Below are 20,444 nucleotides of genomic sequence, written 5' to 3'. Positions count from 1 at the left end.
TTTGCCTTATCCATCCGGCGAATGGCCATGCATTCACCCGCCACCGCAAATCCAAAGATCACCTCCGGCCCCTGTGGGAGCGAGCCTGCTCGCGAAAGCGGTGGGTCAGCCAACAAAGAGGGTGACTGTTACGCCGCCTTCGCGAGCAGGCTCGCTCCCACAGGGGAATGCTTGGTTACAAGGGGCCGCTTTTGGTTAACAAAAGATAACGTGGCGCCGATTGTCAGACGTTTCTAAAGCCCGATAGGATGAGCCAGCTTCCGAAGGGGCTCTGGATTGCGGGTTTGAGGACTATGCTTCTTACCAGCGATTGGCGGAGCACCCTTGCGGCGCCCTTGAAGGCCAATGGCCTAACAATAATAAATAGGGGAAGGTCTATGAGTCGTTGCCGCCCGCCGGCGTTACGCAACACCGCGTTGCTGACCACAGCACTCGCGCTGCTGGGCTTTGCCACGTTGTCGGCACCTGTGATTGCCGCCGAGGCTCCGGCCGACGTGGTCTATGCCAGCGCATCCGCCAAAGCGGCGAAAAGCCTGATTCTCGATGTCGTCCACGCCGGAGCACGGTTGGTGGCGGTCGGGGATCGCGGGCACATTCTCTATTCCGATGACCAGGGCAAGACCTGGACCCAGGCCAAGGTACCGAGCCGGCAGTTGCTGACGGCGGTTTATTTCGTCGATGACAAACACGGCTGGGCGGTCGGCCATGACGCGCAGATTCTCGCCAGCGAGGACGGCGGTCTGACCTGGACCAAGCAATTCGAAGACCTCAAACGCGAATCGCCGCTGCTCGACGTCTGGTTCAAGGACGTCAACAGCGGCCTCGCCGTGGGTGCTTACGGCGCACTGCTGGAAACGACCGATGGCGGCAAGAACTGGGAAGACGTCAGCGACCGCCTCGACAACGAAGACCAGTTCCACCTCAACGCCATCGCGGCGGTAAAAGACGCTGGGCTTTTTATCGTCGGCGAGTCGGGCAGCATGTTTCGCTCCGCCGACTGGGGCCAGACCTGGGAAAAACTCGAAGGCCCTTACGAAGGCTCGCTGTTCGGCGTGATCGGCACTGCGCAACCGCAGACGCTGCTGGCCTACGGCTTGCGCGGCAACCTCTACCGCTCCACTGATTTCGGCAGCACCTGGGAACAGGTTGAATTGAAGGCTGCACGCGGTTCGCTGGAGTTCGGCTTGTCCGGTGCCACGCTGCTTGAGGACGGCTCCATCGTCATCGTCGGCAACGGCGGCTCGGTGATCAGCAGCAGCGACAACGGCGAAACTTTCAGCGTGTTCAACCGCCCGGATCGCATTTCCCTGTCGTCGGTCACTGCTGCCGGCGACGGCAACCTGATTCTGACCGGGCAGGGTGGCGTCCACACCACACAGCCAAACGGCGCCGAGATCAACAATAAGAAGGCGGGGCTATGACTTCCTTGATTACTCCTCAGCAGGAAAAAGCGACGCTCCTCGAACGTCTGATTTTCAACAACCGCCCGGCCGTGATCCTGATCTGTCTGGTGGTCAGCATTTTCCTGTTCTGGCAGGCCACGCTGATCCGGCCGTCCACCAGTTTCGAAAAAATGATCCCGCTGCAGCATCCGTTCATCGAGAAGATGATGGAGCACCGCAACGATCTGGCGAACCTGGGCAACACCGTGCGTATTTCGGTGGAAGCCACCGACGGCGACATCTTCTCCAAGGAGTACATGGAGACCCTTCGTCAGATCAACGACGAGGTGTTCTACATCTCCGGTGTTGACCGCTCCGGTCTGAAGTCACTGTGGAGTCCGAGCGTGCGCTGGACCGAAGTGACCGAAGAGGGTTTCGCCGGCGGCGAAGTGATCCCGCAGAGCTACAACGGCTCGCAGGACAGCCTCGATCTGCTGCGCAACAATGTGCTCAAGTCCGGTCAGGTCGGGCGTCTGGTGGCCAACGACTTCAAGTCGAGCATCGTCGACATCCCGCTGCTGGAGTCCTACCCCGACCCGCAGGACCAGGGCAAGTTGCTGGCGCTGGACTATCGCAAGTTCTCCCATGAACTCGAAGACAAGATCCGCAACAAGTTCGAAGCGCAGAACCCCAACGTCAAAATTCACATCGTCGGTTTCGCCAAGAAAGTCGGCGACCTGATCGACGGCCTGGTGATGGTGGTGTTGTTCTTCGGCATCGCCTTCGTCATCACTCTGATTTTGCTGCTGTGGTTCACCAACTGCGTGCGCAGCACCATCGCGGTGTTGAGCACGACGCTGGTGGCGGTGGTCTGGCAACTGGGGTTGATGCACTTTTTCGGCTTTGGCCTCGATCCGTATTCGATGCTGGTGCCGTTCCTGATCTTCGCCATCGGCATTTCCCACGGCGTGCAGAAGATCAACGGTATCGCCCTGCAATCCAGTGAGGCGGACAACGCCCTGACTGCCGCGCGGCGCACGTTCCGGCAACTGTTCCTGCCGGGGATGATCGCGATTCTGGCGGATGCGGTGGGTTTCATCACGCTGCTGATCATCGACATCGGCGTGATCCGCGAACTGGCCATCGGCGCGTCCATTGGCGTGGCGGTGATTGTGTTCACCAACCTGATCCTGCTGCCGGTAGCGATTTCCTATGTCGGCATCAGCAAGCGTGCGATTGACAAGAGCAAGAAGGACGCAAACCGCGAACATCCGTTCTGGCGCCTGCTGTCGAACTTTGCCAGCCCGAAAGTTGCCCCCATCTCTGTGGCTCTGGCGCTGATCGCCTTCGGCGGCGGCCTCTGGTACAGCCAGAACCTGAAAATCGGCGACCTCGACCAGGGCGCGCCGGAGTTACGTCCGGACTCGCGCTACAACAAGGACAACAACTTCATCATCAGCAACTACTCGACCAGTTCCGACGTGCTGGTGGTGATGGTCAAGACCAAGGCTGAAGGCTGCTCACGCATTGAAGCCATGGCGCCCATTGATGAGCTGATGTGGAAGATGCAGAACACCGAGGGCGTGCAGTCGGCGATCTCGCTGGTGACCGTGTCCAAGCAAATGATCAAGGGCATGAACGAGGGCAACCTGAAATGGGAAACCCTGTCACGCAACCCCGACGTGCTGAACAACTCGATTGCCCGCGCTGACGGTCTGTACAACAACAGCTGCTCGCTGGCCCCGGTGCTGGTGTTCCTCAACGATCACAAGGCGGAAACCCTCGATCGTGCGGTGCAGGCGGTGCAGGAATTCGCCAAGGACAACAACAAGGACGGTCTGGAATTCATCCTTGCTGCCGGTAATGCCGGGATCGAAGCGGCCACCAACGAAGTCATCAAACAGGCTGAGCTGACCATCCTGATTCTGGTGTACATCTGCGTGGCGGTGATGTGCATGATCACCTTCCGTTCGTGGGCGGCGACTTTGTGCATCGTCCTGCCGCTGGTGCTGACCTCGGTACTGGGCAACGCGCTGATGGCGTTCATGGGCATCGGCGTCAAAGTCGCGACCTTGCCAGTGGTGGCGCTGGGCGTAGGCATCGGCGTGGACTACGGCATCTACATCTACAGCCGTCTGGAAAGTTTCCTGCGGGCCGGCCTGCCGTTGCAGGAAGCCTATTACCAGACCCTGAAATCCACCGGTAAAGCGGTGCTGTTCACCGGTCTGTGCCTGGCCATCGGCGTGTGCACCTGGATCTTCTCGGCGATCAAGTTCCAGGCTGACATGGGCCTGATGCTGACCTTCATGCTGCTATGGAACATGTTCGGTGCGCTGTGGCTACTGCCGGCACTGGCGAAGTTCCTGATCAAGCCGGAGAAACTGGCGGGGCAGAAGGGGAATTCGTTGTTTGCGCATTGATCTGCAGGGCTGAAACAACAAAGCCGCAACCTTAGGGTTGCGGCTTTTTTATGGGGATCAAGATCTTTTGACTTTGCCCTAAGAAAGTTCAGTGCCAAGCACAACACTGAGCGCACTACGCGCATCATCCAGTTGCACGAGCGTCGCATGCCGCGCCCCCAGCGCATCACGATTCTCGATAGCCGTGAGAATCGCCTTGTGCCGTGGCAACGCCAGCTCATGCAGATTCGGTCGCTGATTCGAATGCTTCAACGCCTCGGCAATCGCCACCGAGAGCATGTTGCACAGATTCGCCAGCAAGTCGTTGTGGGTCGCATCGGCAATCCGACTGTGAAAATCCAGATCCGGTTGCAGCAGGGCTTCCGGCGTCGGCGCAGCTTCCATGCGTTGGTAAGCCTCACCGATGGCGGCAATGTCGGCATCAGTCGCATGCTGAGCGGCGAGGGCGGCGGCGGCCGGTTCGATGATGCTGCGCACGCTGGTCAGCACATTGAAGAATTCATTCTGCGGGCTGCTTTGCATCAGCCAGTGCAGCACGTCCGGGTCGAGCATATGCCATTCGCGGCGCGCCTTGACCACCGTGCCCACCCGCGGCTTGGAGTACACCAGCCCTTTGGCCACCAACACCCGTGTGGCTTCGCGCAATACCGGCCGGCTGACCGCGTATTCCTCGCACAACAAGGCTTCGGCGGGCAGTTTGTCGTCGGGCTTGAAGCGTCCGGAGACGATCTGCATGCCCAGTTCCTGGACGATGCGCGAGTGCATGCTTTTGCGGTCGGAAGGTTTGCGGTAATCCATGGGGAGCGGCGCGATCCTGAGCGATGGAGATGCCGCGCATCATAGCAGGCACCAGATAATCTTGAGGCAGACACAGAAATCAAATGTGGGAGCGAGCCTGCTCGCGAAGGCGGTATATCAGTCAAATAGGTGTCGACTGACACTCCCTCTTCGCGAGCAGGCTCGCTCCCACAAGGGAATTGTGTTGTCAGTGAGAGTGGCGCGGTACTTCAGCCCCACGGCAGCCGACCAGGAAGTCGAAATCACAGCCCTGATCCGCCTGCAACACATGATCGATGTACAACTGACGATAACCCCCCACCAACAGTTGTTGCGGCGGTTGCAGGTCAGCCATGCGCGCCGCCAGCTCGGCATCCGGAATATCCAGGTGCAACCGGCCAGTGGCGCAATCGAGTTCGATCCAGTCGCCTTCCTTCACCGTCGCCAAAGGCCCACCCGCAGCGGCTTCCGGCGCGACGTGCAACACCACGGTGCCGTAAGCGGTGCCGCTCATCCGTGCATCGGAAATGCGCACCATATCCGTCACACCTTGGGCCAACAGCTTGGCCGGCAAACCCATGTTGCCGACTTCGGCCATGCCCGGATAACCCTTCGGCCCGCAGTTTTTCATCACCAGAATCGAGTTGGCATCGACATCCAGTTCCGGGTCATTGATCCGCGCCTTGTACATGTCGAAGTTCTCGAACACCACTGCACGACCGCGATGCTGCATCAGCTCGGGCGTGGCAGCAGACGGTTTGAGCACCGCACCGAGCGGCGCCAGATTGCCGCGTAACACACAGATGCCGCCGTCAGCGCGAATCGGATTGTCGAGGGTGCGGATCACTTCGTCTTCGCCGTAGATCGGTGCGTCTTTGGTGTTCTCGCCGATGGACTTGCCGTTGACCGTCAGTGCATTCGGATTGGGGATCAGATTGGCCTCACCGAGGCGGCGCAGCACGGCAGGCAATCCACCGGCGTAGTAGAACTCTTCCATCAGGAAACGTCCGGAAGGTTGCAGGTCGACGATGGTCGGCATGCCGCGACCGATGCGCGTCCAGTCATCCAGATCGAGCTCGACGCCGATGCGTCCGGCAATGGCCTTCAAGTGAATCACCGCGTTGGTCGAACCGCCGATGGCCGCGTTGACGCGAATGGCGTTTTCGAAGGCTTCCTTGGTCAGGATCTTCGACAGTTTCAAATCCTCACGAACCATCTCCACCGCACGCATGCCGGACATGTGCGCCAGCACGTATCGCCGCGCATCCACCGCCGGAATAGCTGCGTTATGGGGCAGGGAAGTGCCCAGTGCTTCCGCCATGCAGGCCATGGTCGACGCGGTGCCCATGGTGTTGCAGGTGCCTGCTGAGCGCGACATGCCGCCCTCGGCCGCAAGGAAATCATCGATGGTGATCGTGCCGGCCTTGACCTGCTCGCTGAGCTGCCAGACCACGGTGCCTGAACCGATGTCCTTGCCCTTGTGCTTGCCATTGAGCATCGGGCCGCCAGTGACGACGATGGCCGGTACGTCGCAGCTGGCTGCGCCCATCAGCAGCGCCGGGGTGGTTTTATCGCAACCGGTCAGCAGCACCACACCGTCAATCGGGTTGCCGCGAATCGCCTCCTCAACGTCCATGCTCGCCAGGTTGCGGGTGAGCATGGCGGTCGGGCGCAGGTTCGACTCGCCGTTGGAGAACACCGGGAATTCCACCGGGAAGCCACCGGCCTCGATCACCCCGCGTTTGACGTGCTCCGCGATCTGGCGGAAATGCGCGTTGCACGGGGTCAGTTCCGACCAGGTATTGCAGATGCCGATGATCGGCTTGCCATGAAACTGGTGGTCGGCGATGCCCTGATTCTTCATCCAGCTGCGGTACATGAAGCCGTTCTTGTCGGCAGTGCCAAACCATTGGGCCGAGCGCAGGGTGGGTTTCTTCTCAGACATGATCGATTCTCTTATTGTATGACTATAGTGTTCGGGCTAAGGCCTAACATAAGCGCAAATTTGCCGCTTTGGAAGTGGTTGTTGGGTAAATAGTATTACTATATAGTCGTTTTCGACGGAGGGATGGCCCTGGCGATTTTCCGCGAGAGGCGTCCCCCGAGGTTCTATAAAAACAACAATCGGAGACCGATCCCATGAGCCAGGAACTGCGGCTTATTCGTCGCATCACACTGAAACTGATTCCCTTCCTGATCCTGTTGTACCTGATCGCCTATGTGGATCGCTCCGCCGTCGGCTTCGCCAAGCTGCACATGGGCGCCGACATCGGCATTGGTGATGCGGCTTATGGCTTGGGCGCCGGGCTGTTTTTCATCGGCTATTTTCTTCTCGAGATTCCCAGCAACCTGATGCTCGAACGCTTCGGCGCGCGGCGCTGGTTCGCGCGGATCATGATCACCTGGGGCGCCATTACCATCGGCATGGCGTTCGTCCAGGGCCCGCACAGTTTCTACGTGATGCGCTTTCTGCTCGGCGCGGCGGAGGCGGGCTTCTTCCCCGGCGTTCTCTACTACATCACCCAATGGTTCCCGGTGCGCCATCGCGGCAAGATCCTCGGGCTGTTTATCCTCTCCCAACCCATCGCGATGATGATTACTGGCCCGGTGTCCGGCGGTTTGCTGGGCATGGACGGCATCCTCGGTCTGCACGGCTGGCAGTGGCTGTTCATCGTCATCGGCACCCCGGCGATCCTGCTGACCTGGCCGGTGCTGCGCTGGCTGCCGGATGGCCCGCAACAAGTGAAATGGATGGATCAGGCCGAGAAGGACTGGCTGACCGGCGAACTGAAAAAGGATCTGCAGGAATACGGCCAGACCCGCCATGGCAATCCGCTGCATGCGCTCAAAGACAAGCGTGTGTTGCTGCTGGCGCTGTTTTATCTGCCGGTGACCCTGAGCATTTATGGCCTGGGCCTGTGGCTGCCGACCTTGATCAAACAGTTTGGCGGCACTGATCTGGTGACCGGTTTCGTGTCGTCGGTGCCGTACATCTTCGGGATCATCGGCTTGCTGATCGTGCCACGCAGTTCCGACCGCTTGAACGATCGCTATGGCCATCTGGCGGTGCTGTATGTGCTGGGCGCCATTGGTCTGTTCCTGAGTGCCTGGCTGTCGCTGCCGGTGGCGCAACTGGCAGCGCTGTGTCTGGTGGCGTTCGCGCTGTTTTCCTGCACGGCGGTGTTCTGGACCTTGCCGGGGCGGTTCTTTGCCGGCGCGAGTGCCGCGGCGGGGATCGCGTTGATCAATTCGGTGGGCAATCTCGGCGGGTATATCGGGCCGTTCGTGATCGGCGCGTTGAAGGAGTACACCGGGAATCTGGCTTCGGGGTTGTACTTCCTGTCGGGCGTGATGGTGTTCGGCTTGATTCTCACAGGGATCGTCTACCGCGTGCTTGAGCGCAAACACGTGCTGCCGGTCGACCAATTTGCCTCCAGTGCACGCGGCGCGACCCGTACCTGAATGGCTGACACCGGCCCCTGTAGGAGTGAGCCTGCTCGCGAAGAGGCCATTACATTCAACATTGTGGGTGACTGACACACCGCTTTCGCGAGCAGGCTCGCTCCCACAGGGGATCTGCGGTGTTTTTTGGGAAAAGGAGAAAAATATGCATCTGGTGCAATTCGAATTAAGCAACGGCGAACGCCGCGTCGGCGTGGTCGAGGACGGTCTGGTGCGCGAAGTACAAGACGCTCGCACCACACGCGATCTGGCGCTGGCCGCCATCGAAGCTGGCGGCACTCTGGAGCAGCAAGTACAAACCCTCGGCCTGGGCAACAGTCATGACTATGCGCAATTGCTCAAAGACCTGCGCATCCTGCCGCCGCTCGATCACCCGGACCCCGCGCACCTGCTGGTCAGCGGCACTGGCCTGACCCATCTGGGCAGCGCCTCGGCGCGGGACAAAATGCACCAGCAGGCCGGCGACGAAGCGGCGATGACCGACACCATGCGCATCTTCAAATGGGGCGTGGAGGGCGGTAAACCAGCAACAGGGCAGGCCGGTGTTCAGCCCGAGTGGTTCTACAAGGGCGACGGCAGTATCGTCGTGCGCCCGGGCCAACCGTTCCCGCTGCCGCCATTTGCCGAAGACGCTGGCGAAGAGCCGGAGATGGCCGGCCTGTACATCATCGGTCACGACGGCAAGCCTTATCGCCTGGGCTTCGCGGTCGGCAACGAGTTCTCCGACCACGTCATGGAACGCAAGAATTACCTGTACCTGGCCCACTCCAAATTGCGCAGTTGCAGTTATGGCCCGGAACTTCGCGTCGGTGAGCTACCCCAACACCTTGCAGGCACCAGTCGCATCCTGCGTAACGGTGAAGTGTTGTGGCAGAACGAGTTCCTCAGCGGCGAGGCCAACATGTGCCACAGCCTGGCCAACCTCGAATACCACCACTTCAAGTACAGCCAGTTTTTGCGTCCCGGCGACGTGCACATTCATTTCTTCGGCACTGCGACGCTGTCGTTCGCCGATGGCATCCGCACTCAGCCGGGTGATGTGTTTGAAATCAGTCAGGCCGAATTCGGCGCGGCACTGGTCAACGGCATTGCCCCGGTCGAAGCGGCTTTCGAACCGGGCAGCATCGGCACCCTTTAAGGAGATCCCATGACTCAGATTCTCGGTCACAACTACATCGGCGGTCAGCGCAGCGCTGCCGGCAACGTCAAACTGCACAGCGTTGACGCCTCGACGGGGGAGCAACTGCCCCACGATTTCATTCAGGCCACCGAGCAGGAAGTCGACGCCGCCGCCAAGGCCGCCGCTGCCGCGTACCCGGCTTATCGCAGCCTCAGCGCTGAACGTCGCGCGCAGTTCCTTGATGCGATTGCCGATGAACTGGACGCGCTTGGTGATGATTTCGTCGCCGTAGTCTGCTGCGAAACCGCGTTGCCGGCCGGGCGTATCCAGGGCGAGCGCGGTCGCACCAGCGGCCAGATGCGCCTGTTTGCCAAAGTGCTGCGCCGTGGCGATTTCTATGGCGCGCGCATCGACCTGCCGCTGCCGGATCGTCAGCCATTGCCGCGTCCGGATCTGCGTCAGTACCGCATCGGCCTCGGCCCGGTTGCCGTGTTTGGTGCGAGCAACTTTCCGTTGGCGTTCTCCACCGCAGGCGGCGACACCGCTTCGGCACTGGCGGCCGGTTGCCCGGTGGTGTTCAAGGCCCACAGTGGCCACATGGCCACGGCTGAACTGGTCGCCGATGCGCTGATTCGCGCGGCGGAAAAAACCGCGATGCCGGCCGGCGTGTTCAACATGGTCTACGGCGGTGGCGTCGGCGAGTGGCTGGTCAAGCATCCGGCGATTCAGGCGGTGGGTTTCACCGGCTCGCTCAAGGGCGGTCGGGCGTTGTGCGACATGGCCGCTGCTCGCCCGCAACCGATTCCGGTGTTTGCCGAGATGTCGAGCATCAACCCGGTGATCGTCCTGCCCCATGCGTTGGCTGCGCGTTCGGAAACCGTGGCTCGTGACCTCACCGCATCGGTGGTGCAGGGCTGCGGTCAGTTCTGTACCAATCCGGGCCTGGTCATCGGTATCCGCTCGCCGCAATTCACTGCGTTCGTGCAACAGGTCGCTGGGCTGATCGGCGATCAGCCGGCGCAAACCATGCTCAACGCCGGCACCCTCGGCAGTTACGGCAAAGGCTTGCAGAAACTCCTGGCGCATTCCGGCATCGAGCATCTGGCCGGTCATCCACAGCAGGGCAATCAGGCCCAGCCGCAGTTGTTCAGGGCTGATGTCAGCCTGTTGATCGGTGGCGATGAAGTGCTGCAGGAAGAAGTGTTCGGCCCGACCACGGTGATTGTCGAGGTTGCTGATCAGGCGCAGCTCAGCGCCGCGCTCAATGGGCTGCATGGCCAGCTCACTGCGACCATCATCGGCGAGCCGGCGGACTTTGAGCAGTTCGCGGAACTGACGCCACTGCTGGAACAAAAGGTCGGGCGGATTCTGCTCAACGGTTATCCGACTGGTGTAGAAGTGTGTGATTCGATGGTGCATGGCGGGCCATATCCAGCGACGTCCGATGCGCGCGGCACTTCGGTTGGAACCTTGGCAATCGATCGCTTCCTGCGCCCGGTGTGCTTCCAGAATTACCCCGACAGCTTGCTGCCCGAGCCGCTGAAAAACGCCAATCCGCTGCGTATCCAGCGACTGGTCGACGGCAAACCGTCGCGCGATGCTCTGTAACTCACGCCGTCATTACCTGTAGGAGTGAGCCTGCTCGCGATCGCGGTCATTCAGTCGACCTCTCTGTTAACTGACACTCCGCCATCGCGAGCAGGCTCACTCCTACAGGGGCCGGGTACGACAATGAGCTATCATTGGCGCTTTCCCCCCTAGAAAGACTGTTTGCCATGACTGCCCAAACCCTTCTCGACGTCCTCGAACACTGCGATATGGTCGAAATCGATGGCCTGCACGCCTTCGAATTCTCCCTCGACGAAGACGACAATCTGCACATCGAATGCATTGATGGCCGAGCGGCCAAGCATTGGGTATTCACGCCGGCTCAGGTTGACGCAGCGATGTTTGATGTGACGCTGCAGAGCTGGTTGATCGTTGGCGATTCCGGCGAACACCGCCTGGTCTGCAGCGAAGCCTTTGGCGGCAGCAACGACGAGGAAGAAACTGATGACAATGCGTAAATTCTGGCCACTGTTGATGGCCGGCAGTGTCGGCGCGATGGGCCTTTCCACGGCATCTGCCGAAAGCTATCAATTGCTGGTCGGCTCCTACACCGCCGACACCAGCCAAGGCATCTATCGAATGAACTTCGACAGTGCCACCGGCCAGATTGCCGCCAAGCCGCTGCAAGTGGTCAAAAGCGAAAACCCGTCGTGGCTGACCCTGTCCAAAGATCAGAAACGTCTGTTCGTGGTCAACGAAAACGGCCCGGGCCAGACCGACCCGGTCGGTCGCGTCAGCAGTTACGCGATCGATCCGAAAACCCATGCCCTGAGCCTGATCAATCAGGTGCAAAGCCTGGGCAACGAGCCGACTCATTCGAGCCTGAGCGGTGACGCCAGCCATCTGTTCGTCAGCAACTATTCGGTGATGGAAGATCCGGGCGGCACCCTCGCGGTGTTGCCGGTCGGCGCCGACGGCAAACTCAAACCGGTGGTGCAGATGAGCGCCCACCCGGCGAGCCGGATCAATCCCGAGCGTCAGGCGTCGAACCATGTGCACTCGACGGTCTCTTCGCCGGACGGCCGTTACGTGTTCTCCAATGATTTGGGCGCGGACAAAGTCTTCGTCTATCTCTTCGATCCGAAGGCCAACCCGGACCTGCCACTGACCCCGGCGATGACGGCCGCAGTGGCCTTGCCGGCAGGCAGCGGCCCGCGTCACCTGCTGTTCAGCGCTGACGGTAAACACGCCTGGCTGACCATGGAAATGAGCGCCCAGGTTGCGGTGTTCGATTACAACGACGGCGTGCTGACCCAGACGCAAATGATCGATCTGGCGGCCGGCCAGCCGACTTCAGACAAAGCTGCGGCTGCGCTGCACGCGTCCGCCGACGGCAAATTCCTCTATGTCAGCAACCGTGGCACTGCCAATCAGGTGCTGGTGTTCGCTATCGATCCGGCGACCGGCCAGCTCAAAGAGCTGCAGCGACGTTCAGTGGAAGGTGATCACCCACGGGAATTCAGCCTCGATCCGAGTGGCAAATTCCTGCTGATCGCCAACCAGAAGAGCAACGAGATTGTCGTCGTCGAGCGCGATGGCAAGACTGGTCTGCTCGGCAAAACCGTGCAGAAACTGCCGATGGACGCCCCGAGCGACCTGAAGTTTCTAGTGCGACAATAAGCCACAGGCCCCGGTTTACGGGGCCTGCCTCTTTGTATTAATCGCGCTGATAACTGCTAATGCTACAAAGCATTTCAAGCGATCAACCCTCGAGCGTTAAGTTTGCTCCACAGCCCAACCGGGCAAGCAAGCCAACCGAACACGAGGGTTACCGCCATGAACTTCAATCTCTTCTCCGTGATTGCCGCTTCCGCCATCTCCGCTACCGTGGTTCTGCCAGCCAGTGCCAACGTCGAAATCAACAGCAAAAAATCCCACACCCAGAGCTACACCCAGAAATACCTGCAACAGAGCGCTAACTTCTACGCCGCGCTGGATCACAAAGTTCAACACTGAAATGCCCGACTCGCGCGACTCCCTGTAGGAGCTGCCGAAGGCTGCGATCTTTTGACTTTCAAGATCAAAAGATCGCAGCCTTCGGCAGCTCCTACACGTGTGCACAAAGCACCACGATAGGTTTCTTCAAGCACCCGGATAGATTGGCTAAATAATCAACGAAGCTGATGGTTACTATGGGAAACCCTGAGTGGTTACCGCGGCTTTTTTGATCGATTCTGTGGGCTCTGAAACATGCCCACGGGAGAACACCATGGCCAGCGCAATCATCTCTTCTGCCAAACGCGGCGCCTACCTGGCCATCGGTCTTTACCTGGCTCTGGTGCTGATCGTCAGCGTCTCATCGCAGATGGAACACAACTTCGACGCACCGATTCAAGTCGCCAACCCCGGCATCCAGTTTGAACACCGTTCGCAAAGCGTGATGGTCGATCGGGCTGAACTCGCAGGAGTCGGCGGAGCATGAAAGGCTACAGGCTTTGGGTCATCGCAGGTCTGGCGTTCATGACCAACGGCGCTTCATTGCTGGGGATAGGGCAGGGCTCGGTCGGCGGCCTGGCCCGAGCCATAGAGGCCAACCACAACATCGCGCACAACATTGAGCGGGCCAATACCCTGGGGCTGATGGCCGGTAATCCACCGGTGAAAGTTGCGGGTGATTTTCTCGGGCCGTTTGAAGTGGATTGCATGGCACTTGGCATGTGCGGCGCGCTGGCGTAGACAACGCGATTTATTGTGGTGAGGGGATTTATCCCCGATGGGCTGCGAAGCAGCCCCAAACCCGATACACCGGATTGTTCTGATACACCGAGGTGAATGATTTCAGGGCCGCTTCGCAGCCCATCGGGGATAAATCCCCACGCCACAGGGTTACCCCTCTTGCAGGAGAACTGGCCTTACTTCTTCATGACTGCGGTGAAGAGCTCGGATTGCAGAAAGTGTTGTAGCCACGCTTGCAAGCGTACGTAAGGCGTCTGCGCAAACCAATCGCGATCAACGTGGGCGAACTGGCGAACGAACGGCAGCAGTGCGATATCCGCCAGACATGGGCGATCAGCCAGCAAGTAATCGCGATCCGTCAGCAACTCATCCAGCTTCTGCAGAAACAACGAACCCTGCGTGCGATAAACCTCCATCGGCTGCTCGGGATAACGCTCAGCGTACTTGTAGCGATTGAGATGAACCTTGAACACTTGATCATTGGCTTCGATCAAGTCGGCAATCCTCGCATCTCCCTCCAGCAACCAATCCTGCGGATCATTCTGTGCCAACGCCCAGCGCATGATCTCCAGACTCTCATCAATCACCCGTCCATCCGCATCCAGCACCGGCACCGTACCCTTGGGCGAGATCGCCAGCATCTCGGCCGGTTTGGCCTTGAGGCTAACCTCGACGATATTCACCGGCACGCCCGAATAGCGCAGCGCCATCCGTGCCCGCATCGCGTAAGGGCAGCGGCGGAAAGAATACAGCGTATTCATTTCACCTCCAGGGTGCTCAAACCGTTGCCCTGACGCTGCACCTGAATCTGCACCGGGATCCGCTCGTGCATTTCCTGCACGTGGGAAATCACCGCGACCTTGCGGCCCTGGGCCTGCAAGCCGTCGAGGGCGTCCATCGCCAGTTGCAGAGATTCCGGATCGAGGCTGCCAAAGCCTTCGTCGATAAACAGCGATTCGATTTTCAGCGTACTCGACGCCATCGACGCCAGCCCCAACGCGAGCGCCAGCGATACGAGGAACGTCTCGCCGCCGGACAACGAATGCACCGAGCGCAGCTCATCGCCCATTTCCGTGTCCATCACCAACAGGCCGAGCATGCTGCCGCCGCGCTTCAAACGATAGCGTTTGACCAGTTGGCGCAGTTGCACGTTGGCGTGATGCACCAGCAAGTCGAGGTTGTAGGCCTGGGCGATCTTGCGGAAGGTGTCGCCAGTGGCTGAACCGATCAACGCGCTCAGGCGTGCCCAGCGCTGGTACTCGGCATAGGCGTCGGCGATCTGCTGCGCCAGTGCCTGATTGGCGTTCTGTCGGCGCTGGTCTTCGGCCTGTTCAGCACGCAGTTCGGCGCATTGCTGCTCGCTGACGTTGAATTGGTTTTGCACATCGGCGAGGGCGGCGGCCAGTTGCTCGGCATCGAGATTGCCGTTGTGCTGGGCCTGATGATCGAGCAAGCGCTGGTCGCGCTCCTGCACCAGCACCATGGCCTGTTCGATGGCTTTTTCATTGAGCTGCAAACGTTGGCGCAGCTCAGCGACTTGCCCGTCGTCGACGCGCAGCAGATCTTCGAGGCCGCCGTCATCCAGCTCCGGATGACGGGCGCGCCAGTCGGCAATCTTGCTGGCCAGCTCCTTATCTTCAATTTCCAGCGCCTGCAAACGCTCCTGCTGCGCCTTGAGTTCGGCGGCGGTTTGCACGCGTTGCGTGCGCACGTTTTGCAGTTCCTGAGCGGTTGTGGTTTCAGCGTTGCGCGCCTGCTCCACGGCCTGTTCCAGTTGCTGCTGCCAGTGTTCGGCGCTGCTGTGCTCGCCAAGCAACTGCATGAGTTGTTGCTGGCAGGTTTGCTGCTGTTCGGCAAGGGCATTGAACTGCTGTTCGGCGTTTTGCAATTGCTGGACGCGGGTCTGCTGGCGATCCTGTTCTTTCTCCAGCGTCTGCTGGCGTTGCAGCTGTTCGGCCAGTTCTTCTTTCTGCTGATCGACTTGCGTCAGACGCTCGGCGATCTGCCGGTCGAGCTGCATGAACGTCGCCGCCGGCTCATGGCGTAGAGCCTCAACCGTGTCGGCCGGCAGCAGGTTACCGAACGCGCTGAGTTCTTCATCGAGGCGCTGGCGGTCGCTGCTCAACTCGCGCTGCTGATTGCTCAGATGCTGCGCCGCTTGCTGATGAGCTGTTTCGGCCTGACGCAACTGCTGGGTCAGACGCGCGGCGTCTTGTTGCAGGGTGAGCAGGGCGTTTTGCCGTTGTTCGTCCTGCGTGATGCTCTGGTTCAACTGCTCGTTTTGCCGGGTCAGCCAGGCGTCGCGTTTGTCGGCGTCCTGGTTCATCAACTGCTCCGCTTGCGGGTGAGCATCGAGACTCGGCGCCAACGCTTGTTGCTGGGCGGCCAGTTGCTCCTGTTGTTGCAGCAGTTCCTTCTGCTGAGCGATGACGCCGCCCACTTCAGCGCGCAGTTCGATGAGCTTTTCCTTGAGCTGATCGACCACTTGTTGCGCGTTGGCCTGCTCGCTTTCATCGTGTTTGCCGAGGCTTTGCAGCAGCGCTTCGGGCTGGTGATACGGATGCTCATTGCTGCCGCAGACCGGGCACGGCTGATCATCCTGCAACTGCGCGCGCAGCTCTTCGACACTGGCACTGCGCGCCAGACGCTGACGCTCAAGCAGCTCGCGGGTGACGTTAAGGGTTTGCTCGGCGACGGTCAGTTCGGCCTTGGTTTTCACCCCGTCCTGAGTCAGGCGCTCGCGTTCTTGCTGAGCGCTGAGCTGGCGTTGTTGCAGGTCGGTGCTGCGTTTATCCAGATCCTGTCGGGTGGCCCACAGGCGTGACAGGTCTTCGATGGCGCGCAGCTGTTTGCGGTTGTCCTGTAACAAATTGCCGAGGATGCCGATCTGCTCGGCGACGGCATCCGGCTCGGCGCCAGCCTCTTTGAACAGCACTTCCAGTTGCTGTTTCTGCGTGGCGAAGGTTTCGGCGCTGCGGCTGGCGTTCTCCTCCAGTGAGGCCAGTTCGGTCTGGCCCTTGTTCAAGCGATTGCCGATCAACATCAGCTGTTGCAGGCGATCGCGGTAGGCATTCCACGCATCGCTCAGCGGTGCGAGATGGGCGCTCTGTTCCAGTTCGGTGGCAATCTTTTGCAGGCGTTCGGCGACTTGAGTCTGCTTTTCCAGCAGCGCCGCAATGGCGCTCTGGCCTTGAGTACAAGCCTGCTCTGCGTTCTGTTTCGCTTCGGCACTGAGTGCAACGTCCTTGACCAGACGGGCGAGGGTGCTTTGCTCTTCAAAGGCCTGACGCAAAAGCGGCGAACTTTCAGTCTGCCGTTGTTGTGCCTCGCTCAAAGCGACTTTCGCGGCCTCGAGGTTTTGCTCCAGGTGCGTCTGGCGCTCAGTCAGTTCAGCGTGTTGCCGGGTGTGCGCGGCAATCTGCGCGGCCAGCGGGGACAAGAGCGCGTCGAGTTCAGTCTTGCGGGCGAACTGGTGCCGCTGTGGGCCGAGCTGTTCCAGTCGCGTCAGTTTTACCCGTTCACCGGCCAGACCTTCCCTTTGTTGTTGGGCACTGTGCAGTTGCTCGGCGGCGGCTTGTTGCGCGTCCTGCAACTGACGTAAATCCTTGAGCCAGCTGTGCTGCTGCTCCAGCTGCTTGAGTTGCGCCTGTTGCAACTTCATCTGTTGCTGCGCGGCGTTGTAGCGCTCATCCAGCTCGGCGCGTGCTTCGGGAGCCAGCGGCGTGACGCCGGTGGCCTGATCCTGCAACAGCTTGTGCGCTTCGCGGGCCTCTTTGGTCTTGTCGAACGCGCGACGGCCGAGGCGGGTGTACAGCGCGGTGTCGGTGAGTTTTTCCAGCAGTTCGCTGCGGTCGTTGTCGTCAGCCTTGAGGAACGCACTGAACTCGCTTTGAGCCAGCAGCACGGCGCGGGTGAACTGTTCGAAGTTCAAACCCAGCGCGGCTTCCAATTGCGTTTTGTATTCGCCTTTCTGGCTGGCGAGCAGTTGATCCTGATCGATATCGCGCAGGCTCTGCCGACTGGCCTGCAACTTGCCGCCAGCCTTTTCCCGGGCGCGGTTGGCTTCCCAGCGCGCGCGATAGCGACGGCCATCGACACCGACAAAATCCACCTCGGCATAACCTTCGCCGGTGCCACGACGTAGCAAGGTGCGCGGGTCGCCGGTGGCGATCTCGCCGTCGGCGTCCGGGACTTTGGCGTCACGCCCCGTGTTGTTCAGGCGCGGTACGGCGCCGAACAGCGCCAGGCACAAGGCGTCGAGCAGGGTACTTTTGCCGGCGCCGGTGGGGCCGGTAATGGCGAACAGACCGGCGCTGGCCAGCGGTTCGGCGGTGAAGTCGATCTCGAACGGGCCGGCCAGCGAGGCGAGGTTTTTCAAACGAATGGCGAGAATCTTCATGGCTGCTCGCCCTCCATTTGCACGTCTTGCAGCAGTTCGGCGAAGTCCTTGAGCGTCTGCTCATCGACCTCGTTGCCATAGTTGTCGAGCCAGGCGCGGCTGAACAATTCCTGCGGCGTGAGTTGATCCAGCTCGATCAGCGCAGTGCCTTCTTCCGCGCCATCAGCGCCACGGTTGCCGGCGTATTCAGCGGCGATACGCACCAGCCGCACGGCTTTGCCTTGCAGGGCGCTTTCCACTTGATGGCGCAAATCCGGTTGCGGCTCATCGAGACGCACACGCACCTCCAGCCACGGCTGGCGCTGGGTTTCAGCGAGTAGATCAATGTTCGGCAAGTCCGCCAGTTGCAGCAGGATCTCCGCCAGCGGCGCCGGGCCGATGCGTTGTAGGTTGACCGATCGCGGGATCAGTTTCGGCTCGACGCTGACCAGGGTTTCGCCATCAAGGGTGACGTCGAGAATCTGGTGCTGATAGCTGATTTCCGAAAACGACAGCGGAATCGGCGAGCCGCTGTAGCGGGTACGTTCTTCGCCATTGACCTTCTGCGGCTTGTGCAAATGACCGAGGGCAACGTAGCTGATGCTCGGCCCGAACAGGCTGGCCGGCAGCGCTTCGGCGTTGCCGATGATCAGGCTGCGCTCGGAGTCTTCCGACACCGAACCACCCGCCATGTGCGCGTGGCTGATGGCGATCAGCGCCTGACCCGGTTTGCGCTTGGCATTCGCCGCCTCGATCAGCCATTCATGAACCTGACCGATACCGCGCAAATAGTTGTCGCCCAAATGCGCCCCGGTGACCTCCGCCGGGCGCAGAAATGGAAGCGCCAGGCACCACGCGGCGATTTCGCCGGTCGCGTCCGGCAACGGCAACAGCAGACGATCGGCGTCGAGTTGACCATCATCCAGCCACAACACCCGACCCAGCGCATGAGTGCGCAAACGGCGCATCAATGGCGCGGGCAGTTCGATGCGCGAACCGGAATCGTGGTTGCCGGCAATCATCACGATGGTCAGCAATGGCTGCTGCTCGTGGGCGCTGACGATGAAATCGTACAGGCGTTCCTGGGCTTTGACCGGCGGATTGACCGTGTCGAAGATGTCCCCGGCAATCAGCAGCACATCCGGCTGCGCCAGTTGCAGTTGGCGCAGCAGCCATTCGAGAAAGCACGCATGCTCGAAATCGCGCTCCTGGCCGTGCAGGTTTTGCCCAAGGTGCCAGTCGGAGGTGTGAAACAGACGCAAGGCAGACTCCGCTACAGATAAAGAGGTGGTGGCCGCAGGAAAATGATGGGGCGGCGAAAGAGGGGAGAGTTTACAGATTATTACGGTGGGAGGGCTTGTCGGTGGAGGGAGGGGCTGGCTATTTCGGTGAATCCATTAATTGACGCCCAAATAGCCGCTATCTAGTATTGAGCCATTATATTGATATCGATTCGGTTTGAACTGGCTTCTCACGACATCTCAGGAACTGAGCGGCTTTTAAATTATGTGAAGGTATATGACGTTTTTGGTCAATACGGAAATGGTGTGTCGCCAAGCGTATTTCTTCAACTGCGCGCCGTCATCGGATTTTCGTGGCGCATGGTGCTGAAGGAAAAATTTCCGGAAAAGTCATTTTTCGTAGACGTTTCGAATTCAGAACAGGCTTACGGCCCCGTTGTTACGTTCTTTCAATTGAAACGATGAGTGATAGGAATGCTGAAATACAACAAAGCAATGGCCCAAGCGCTATCTACATTGCAGCCATTGAATACACTTGCTGCCGAACTGACTTTAGTAGCCGGGAAAGGATTTTTCCATAAGGATGGTTGTAAGTTTTTAAAGCACTTCGAAGCAACAAGTACCAATGTTGGTTTGGGACATTTTCCAGATCGCACGGGTTATGAATGCTTTGTCAATTCGCTGCATGTCGATGACTACGTTGAATCGGAATGGTTGAGTAGCGCGCTTCAATTTGCCAGCCAGCTGCTTGAGGCTTGGTCAGTAACTTCGGATGCCGAAATACTAGAAGTCATTGTGTCAAGTGATGAGTTTGATGCGGTGGTAAAAGCTCATATCGTGCGCGATGGTGAGTGTTGGCTGGTTGATGATTTGGACCAATATGATGGTCCGGTATTGCTGGCTACCTCTGAAGGATCGGAGCTTGGTGACCTATTGGATAACATGTAGGCCTGGCCGCCATTACACTGGCTGATTTGTAGAGACTGAGGCAAGTTCAGTGAGCGAAATTGATTTTTACACCGAGAGTGGGAGGTTGTTTGCTGGAGGAACTCCCGTTGATCTTCCCTATGCGGTGGTAGAGATTTTACGGCTGGCAGACCTATGTGTGGTCAGAGTTGAGCCCCCTGCTAGTGTCGTTTTCAATAGAAACGTATTTGCCGTTGCTACGCATGGCGTGACCCGTTGGCAAATTGCCGAGAGCCCGCACGGAGCGCAGTTAGATAAGCCGTATATGAATATCACGTGTGACAAAGAAGGGCGGCTCATTGCGGGGAATTGGATAGGTATCAATTATTTGGTGGGTCTGGAGACTGGTGAGGTTTTAGCTGTGACTTTTAATCGATAGCAGAATCAAAAGATCGCAGCCTTCGGCAGCTTCTG

17 protein-coding genes are annotated in these 20,444 nt (G+C 59.5%); 12 read left to right on the top strand and 5 right to left on the bottom strand.

Features of this window, described 5'->3' with window-relative positions:
* Positions 1 to 377 precede the first annotated feature (377 nt).
* Positions 378 to 1,421, top strand: a complete 1,044-nt coding sequence (locus ACA074_RS15800; protein WP_401267044.1) for a WD40/YVTN/BNR-like repeat-containing protein — start codon at positions 378 to 380, stop codon at positions 1,419 to 1,421.
* On the top strand, positions 1,418 to 3,802 hold the full coding sequence (locus ACA074_RS15795; RefSeq protein WP_497677336.1) for an efflux RND transporter permease subunit: 2,385 nt from the start codon (positions 1,418 to 1,420) through the stop codon (positions 3,800 to 3,802). The genes ACA074_RS15800 and ACA074_RS15795 overlap by 4 nt, the downstream gene beginning before the upstream one ends.
* A gap of 78 nt (positions 3,803 to 3,880) precedes the next feature.
* On the opposite strand, the gene ACA074_RS15790 is transcribed toward ACA074_RS15795, so the two are convergent.
* Together ACA074_RS15790 and ACA074_RS15785 are read right to left on the bottom strand one after the other, a co-directional pair.
* A complete protein-coding gene (locus ACA074_RS15790) occupies positions 3,881 to 4,600 on the bottom strand; it encodes a FadR/GntR family transcriptional regulator (RefSeq protein ID WP_016984384.1) in 720 nt (239 codons plus the stop codon).
* 187 nt (positions 4,601 to 4,787) lie between these two features.
* Positions 4,788 to 6,524: an IlvD/Edd family dehydratase gene (locus ACA074_RS15785; RefSeq protein ID WP_187678622.1), complete on the bottom strand. Its 1,737-nt coding sequence runs from the start codon at positions 6,522 to 6,524 to the stop codon at positions 4,788 to 4,790.
* Between the two features lie 194 nt (positions 6,525 to 6,718).
* Between ACA074_RS15785 and ACA074_RS15780 the strand changes: the two genes are divergently transcribed.
* The 8 genes from ACA074_RS15780 (at position 6,719) to ACA074_RS15745 (ending at position 13,445) form a co-directional block, all read left to right on the top strand.
* A complete protein-coding gene (locus ACA074_RS15780; protein ID WP_497677335.1) occupies positions 6,719 to 8,041 on the top strand; it encodes an MFS transporter in 1,323 nt (440 codons plus the stop codon).
* Between the two features lie 145 nt (positions 8,042 to 8,186).
* Complete coding sequence (araD1, locus tag ACA074_RS15775) at positions 8,187 to 9,179, top strand: AraD1 family protein (protein ID WP_497677334.1); 993 nt, start codon at positions 8,187 to 8,189, stop codon at positions 9,177 to 9,179.
* A 9-nt stretch (positions 9,180 to 9,188) separates the two neighbouring features.
* On the top strand, positions 9,189 to 10,769 hold the full coding sequence (locus ACA074_RS15770; RefSeq protein ID WP_497677333.1) for an aldehyde dehydrogenase (NADP(+)): 1,581 nt from the start codon (positions 9,189 to 9,191) through the stop codon (positions 10,767 to 10,769).
* 167 nt (positions 10,770 to 10,936) lie between these two features.
* Positions 10,937 to 11,227: a DUF5629 family protein gene (locus ACA074_RS15765; protein ID WP_187678618.1), complete on the top strand. Its 291-nt coding sequence runs from the start codon at positions 10,937 to 10,939 to the stop codon at positions 11,225 to 11,227.
* Positions 11,214 to 12,389, top strand: a complete 1,176-nt coding sequence (locus ACA074_RS15760; RefSeq protein ID WP_401267062.1) for a lactonase family protein — start codon at positions 11,214 to 11,216, stop codon at positions 12,387 to 12,389. Before ACA074_RS15765 ends, ACA074_RS15760 begins: the two co-directional genes overlap by 14 nt.
* Positions 12,390 to 12,545: 156 nt before the next feature.
* Positions 12,546 to 12,725 carry a hypothetical protein gene (locus ACA074_RS15755; RefSeq protein ID WP_435036303.1) on the top strand — a complete coding sequence of 60 codons (180 nt, stop codon included), beginning with the start codon at positions 12,546 to 12,548 and terminating at the stop codon, positions 12,723 to 12,725.
* A 253-nt stretch (positions 12,726 to 12,978) separates the two neighbouring features.
* Complete coding sequence (locus ACA074_RS15750) at positions 12,979 to 13,191, top strand: hypothetical protein (RefSeq protein WP_187678616.1); 213 nt, start codon at positions 12,979 to 12,981, stop codon at positions 13,189 to 13,191.
* Positions 13,188 to 13,445 (top strand): hypothetical protein, encoded by a 258-nt coding sequence (locus tag ACA074_RS15745; protein ID WP_401267068.1) that lies wholly within the window; start codon positions 13,188 to 13,190, stop codon positions 13,443 to 13,445. Before ACA074_RS15750 ends, ACA074_RS15745 begins: the two co-directional genes overlap by 4 nt.
* A gap of 176 nt (positions 13,446 to 13,621) precedes the next feature.
* On the opposite strand, the gene ACA074_RS15740 is transcribed toward ACA074_RS15745, so the two are convergent.
* From ACA074_RS15740 to ACA074_RS15730, 3 genes are read right to left on the bottom strand one after another with little or no spacing between them, the layout of a single operon-like run.
* Positions 13,622 to 14,206, bottom strand: coding sequence for a glutathione S-transferase (locus tag ACA074_RS15740; protein WP_489881312.1), 585 nt, complete (start codon positions 14,204 to 14,206; stop codon positions 13,622 to 13,624).
* Positions 14,203 to 17,844 carry an SbcC/MukB-like Walker B domain-containing protein gene (locus ACA074_RS15735; protein ID WP_497677332.1) on the bottom strand — a complete coding sequence of 1,214 codons (3,642 nt, stop codon included), beginning with the start codon at positions 17,842 to 17,844 and terminating at the stop codon, positions 14,203 to 14,205. The genes ACA074_RS15740 and ACA074_RS15735 overlap by 4 nt, the downstream gene beginning before the upstream one ends.
* Positions 17,841 to 19,085, bottom strand: coding sequence for an exonuclease SbcCD subunit D C-terminal domain-containing protein (locus ACA074_RS15730; protein WP_497677331.1), 1,245 nt, complete (start codon positions 19,083 to 19,085; stop codon positions 17,841 to 17,843). The genes ACA074_RS15735 and ACA074_RS15730 overlap by 4 nt, the downstream gene beginning before the upstream one ends.
* A gap of 453 nt (positions 19,086 to 19,538) precedes the next feature.
* Here ACA074_RS15730 and ACA074_RS15725 point away from each other — a divergent pair, with 453 nt between their 5' ends.
* Together ACA074_RS15725 and ACA074_RS15720 are read left to right on the top strand one after the other, a co-directional pair.
* A complete protein-coding gene (locus ACA074_RS15725) occupies positions 19,539 to 20,012 on the top strand; it encodes a PM0498 family protein (protein WP_497614337.1) in 474 nt (157 codons plus the stop codon).
* Positions 20,013 to 20,061: 49 nt separating this feature from the next.
* The gene (locus ACA074_RS15720; protein WP_497677330.1) at positions 20,062 to 20,409 is read left to right on the top strand and encodes a DUF7957 family protein; all 348 of its coding nucleotides are present in this window, start codon (positions 20,062 to 20,064) and stop codon (positions 20,407 to 20,409) included.
* Positions 20,410 to 20,444 lie beyond the last annotated feature (35 nt).

It is taken from the genome of Pseudomonas sp. LBUM1655 (assembly GCF_059716085.1).
The sequence above is the reverse complement of the archived record's forward strand: the minus strand, read 5'-3'. Positions and strand labels throughout refer to the sequence as shown.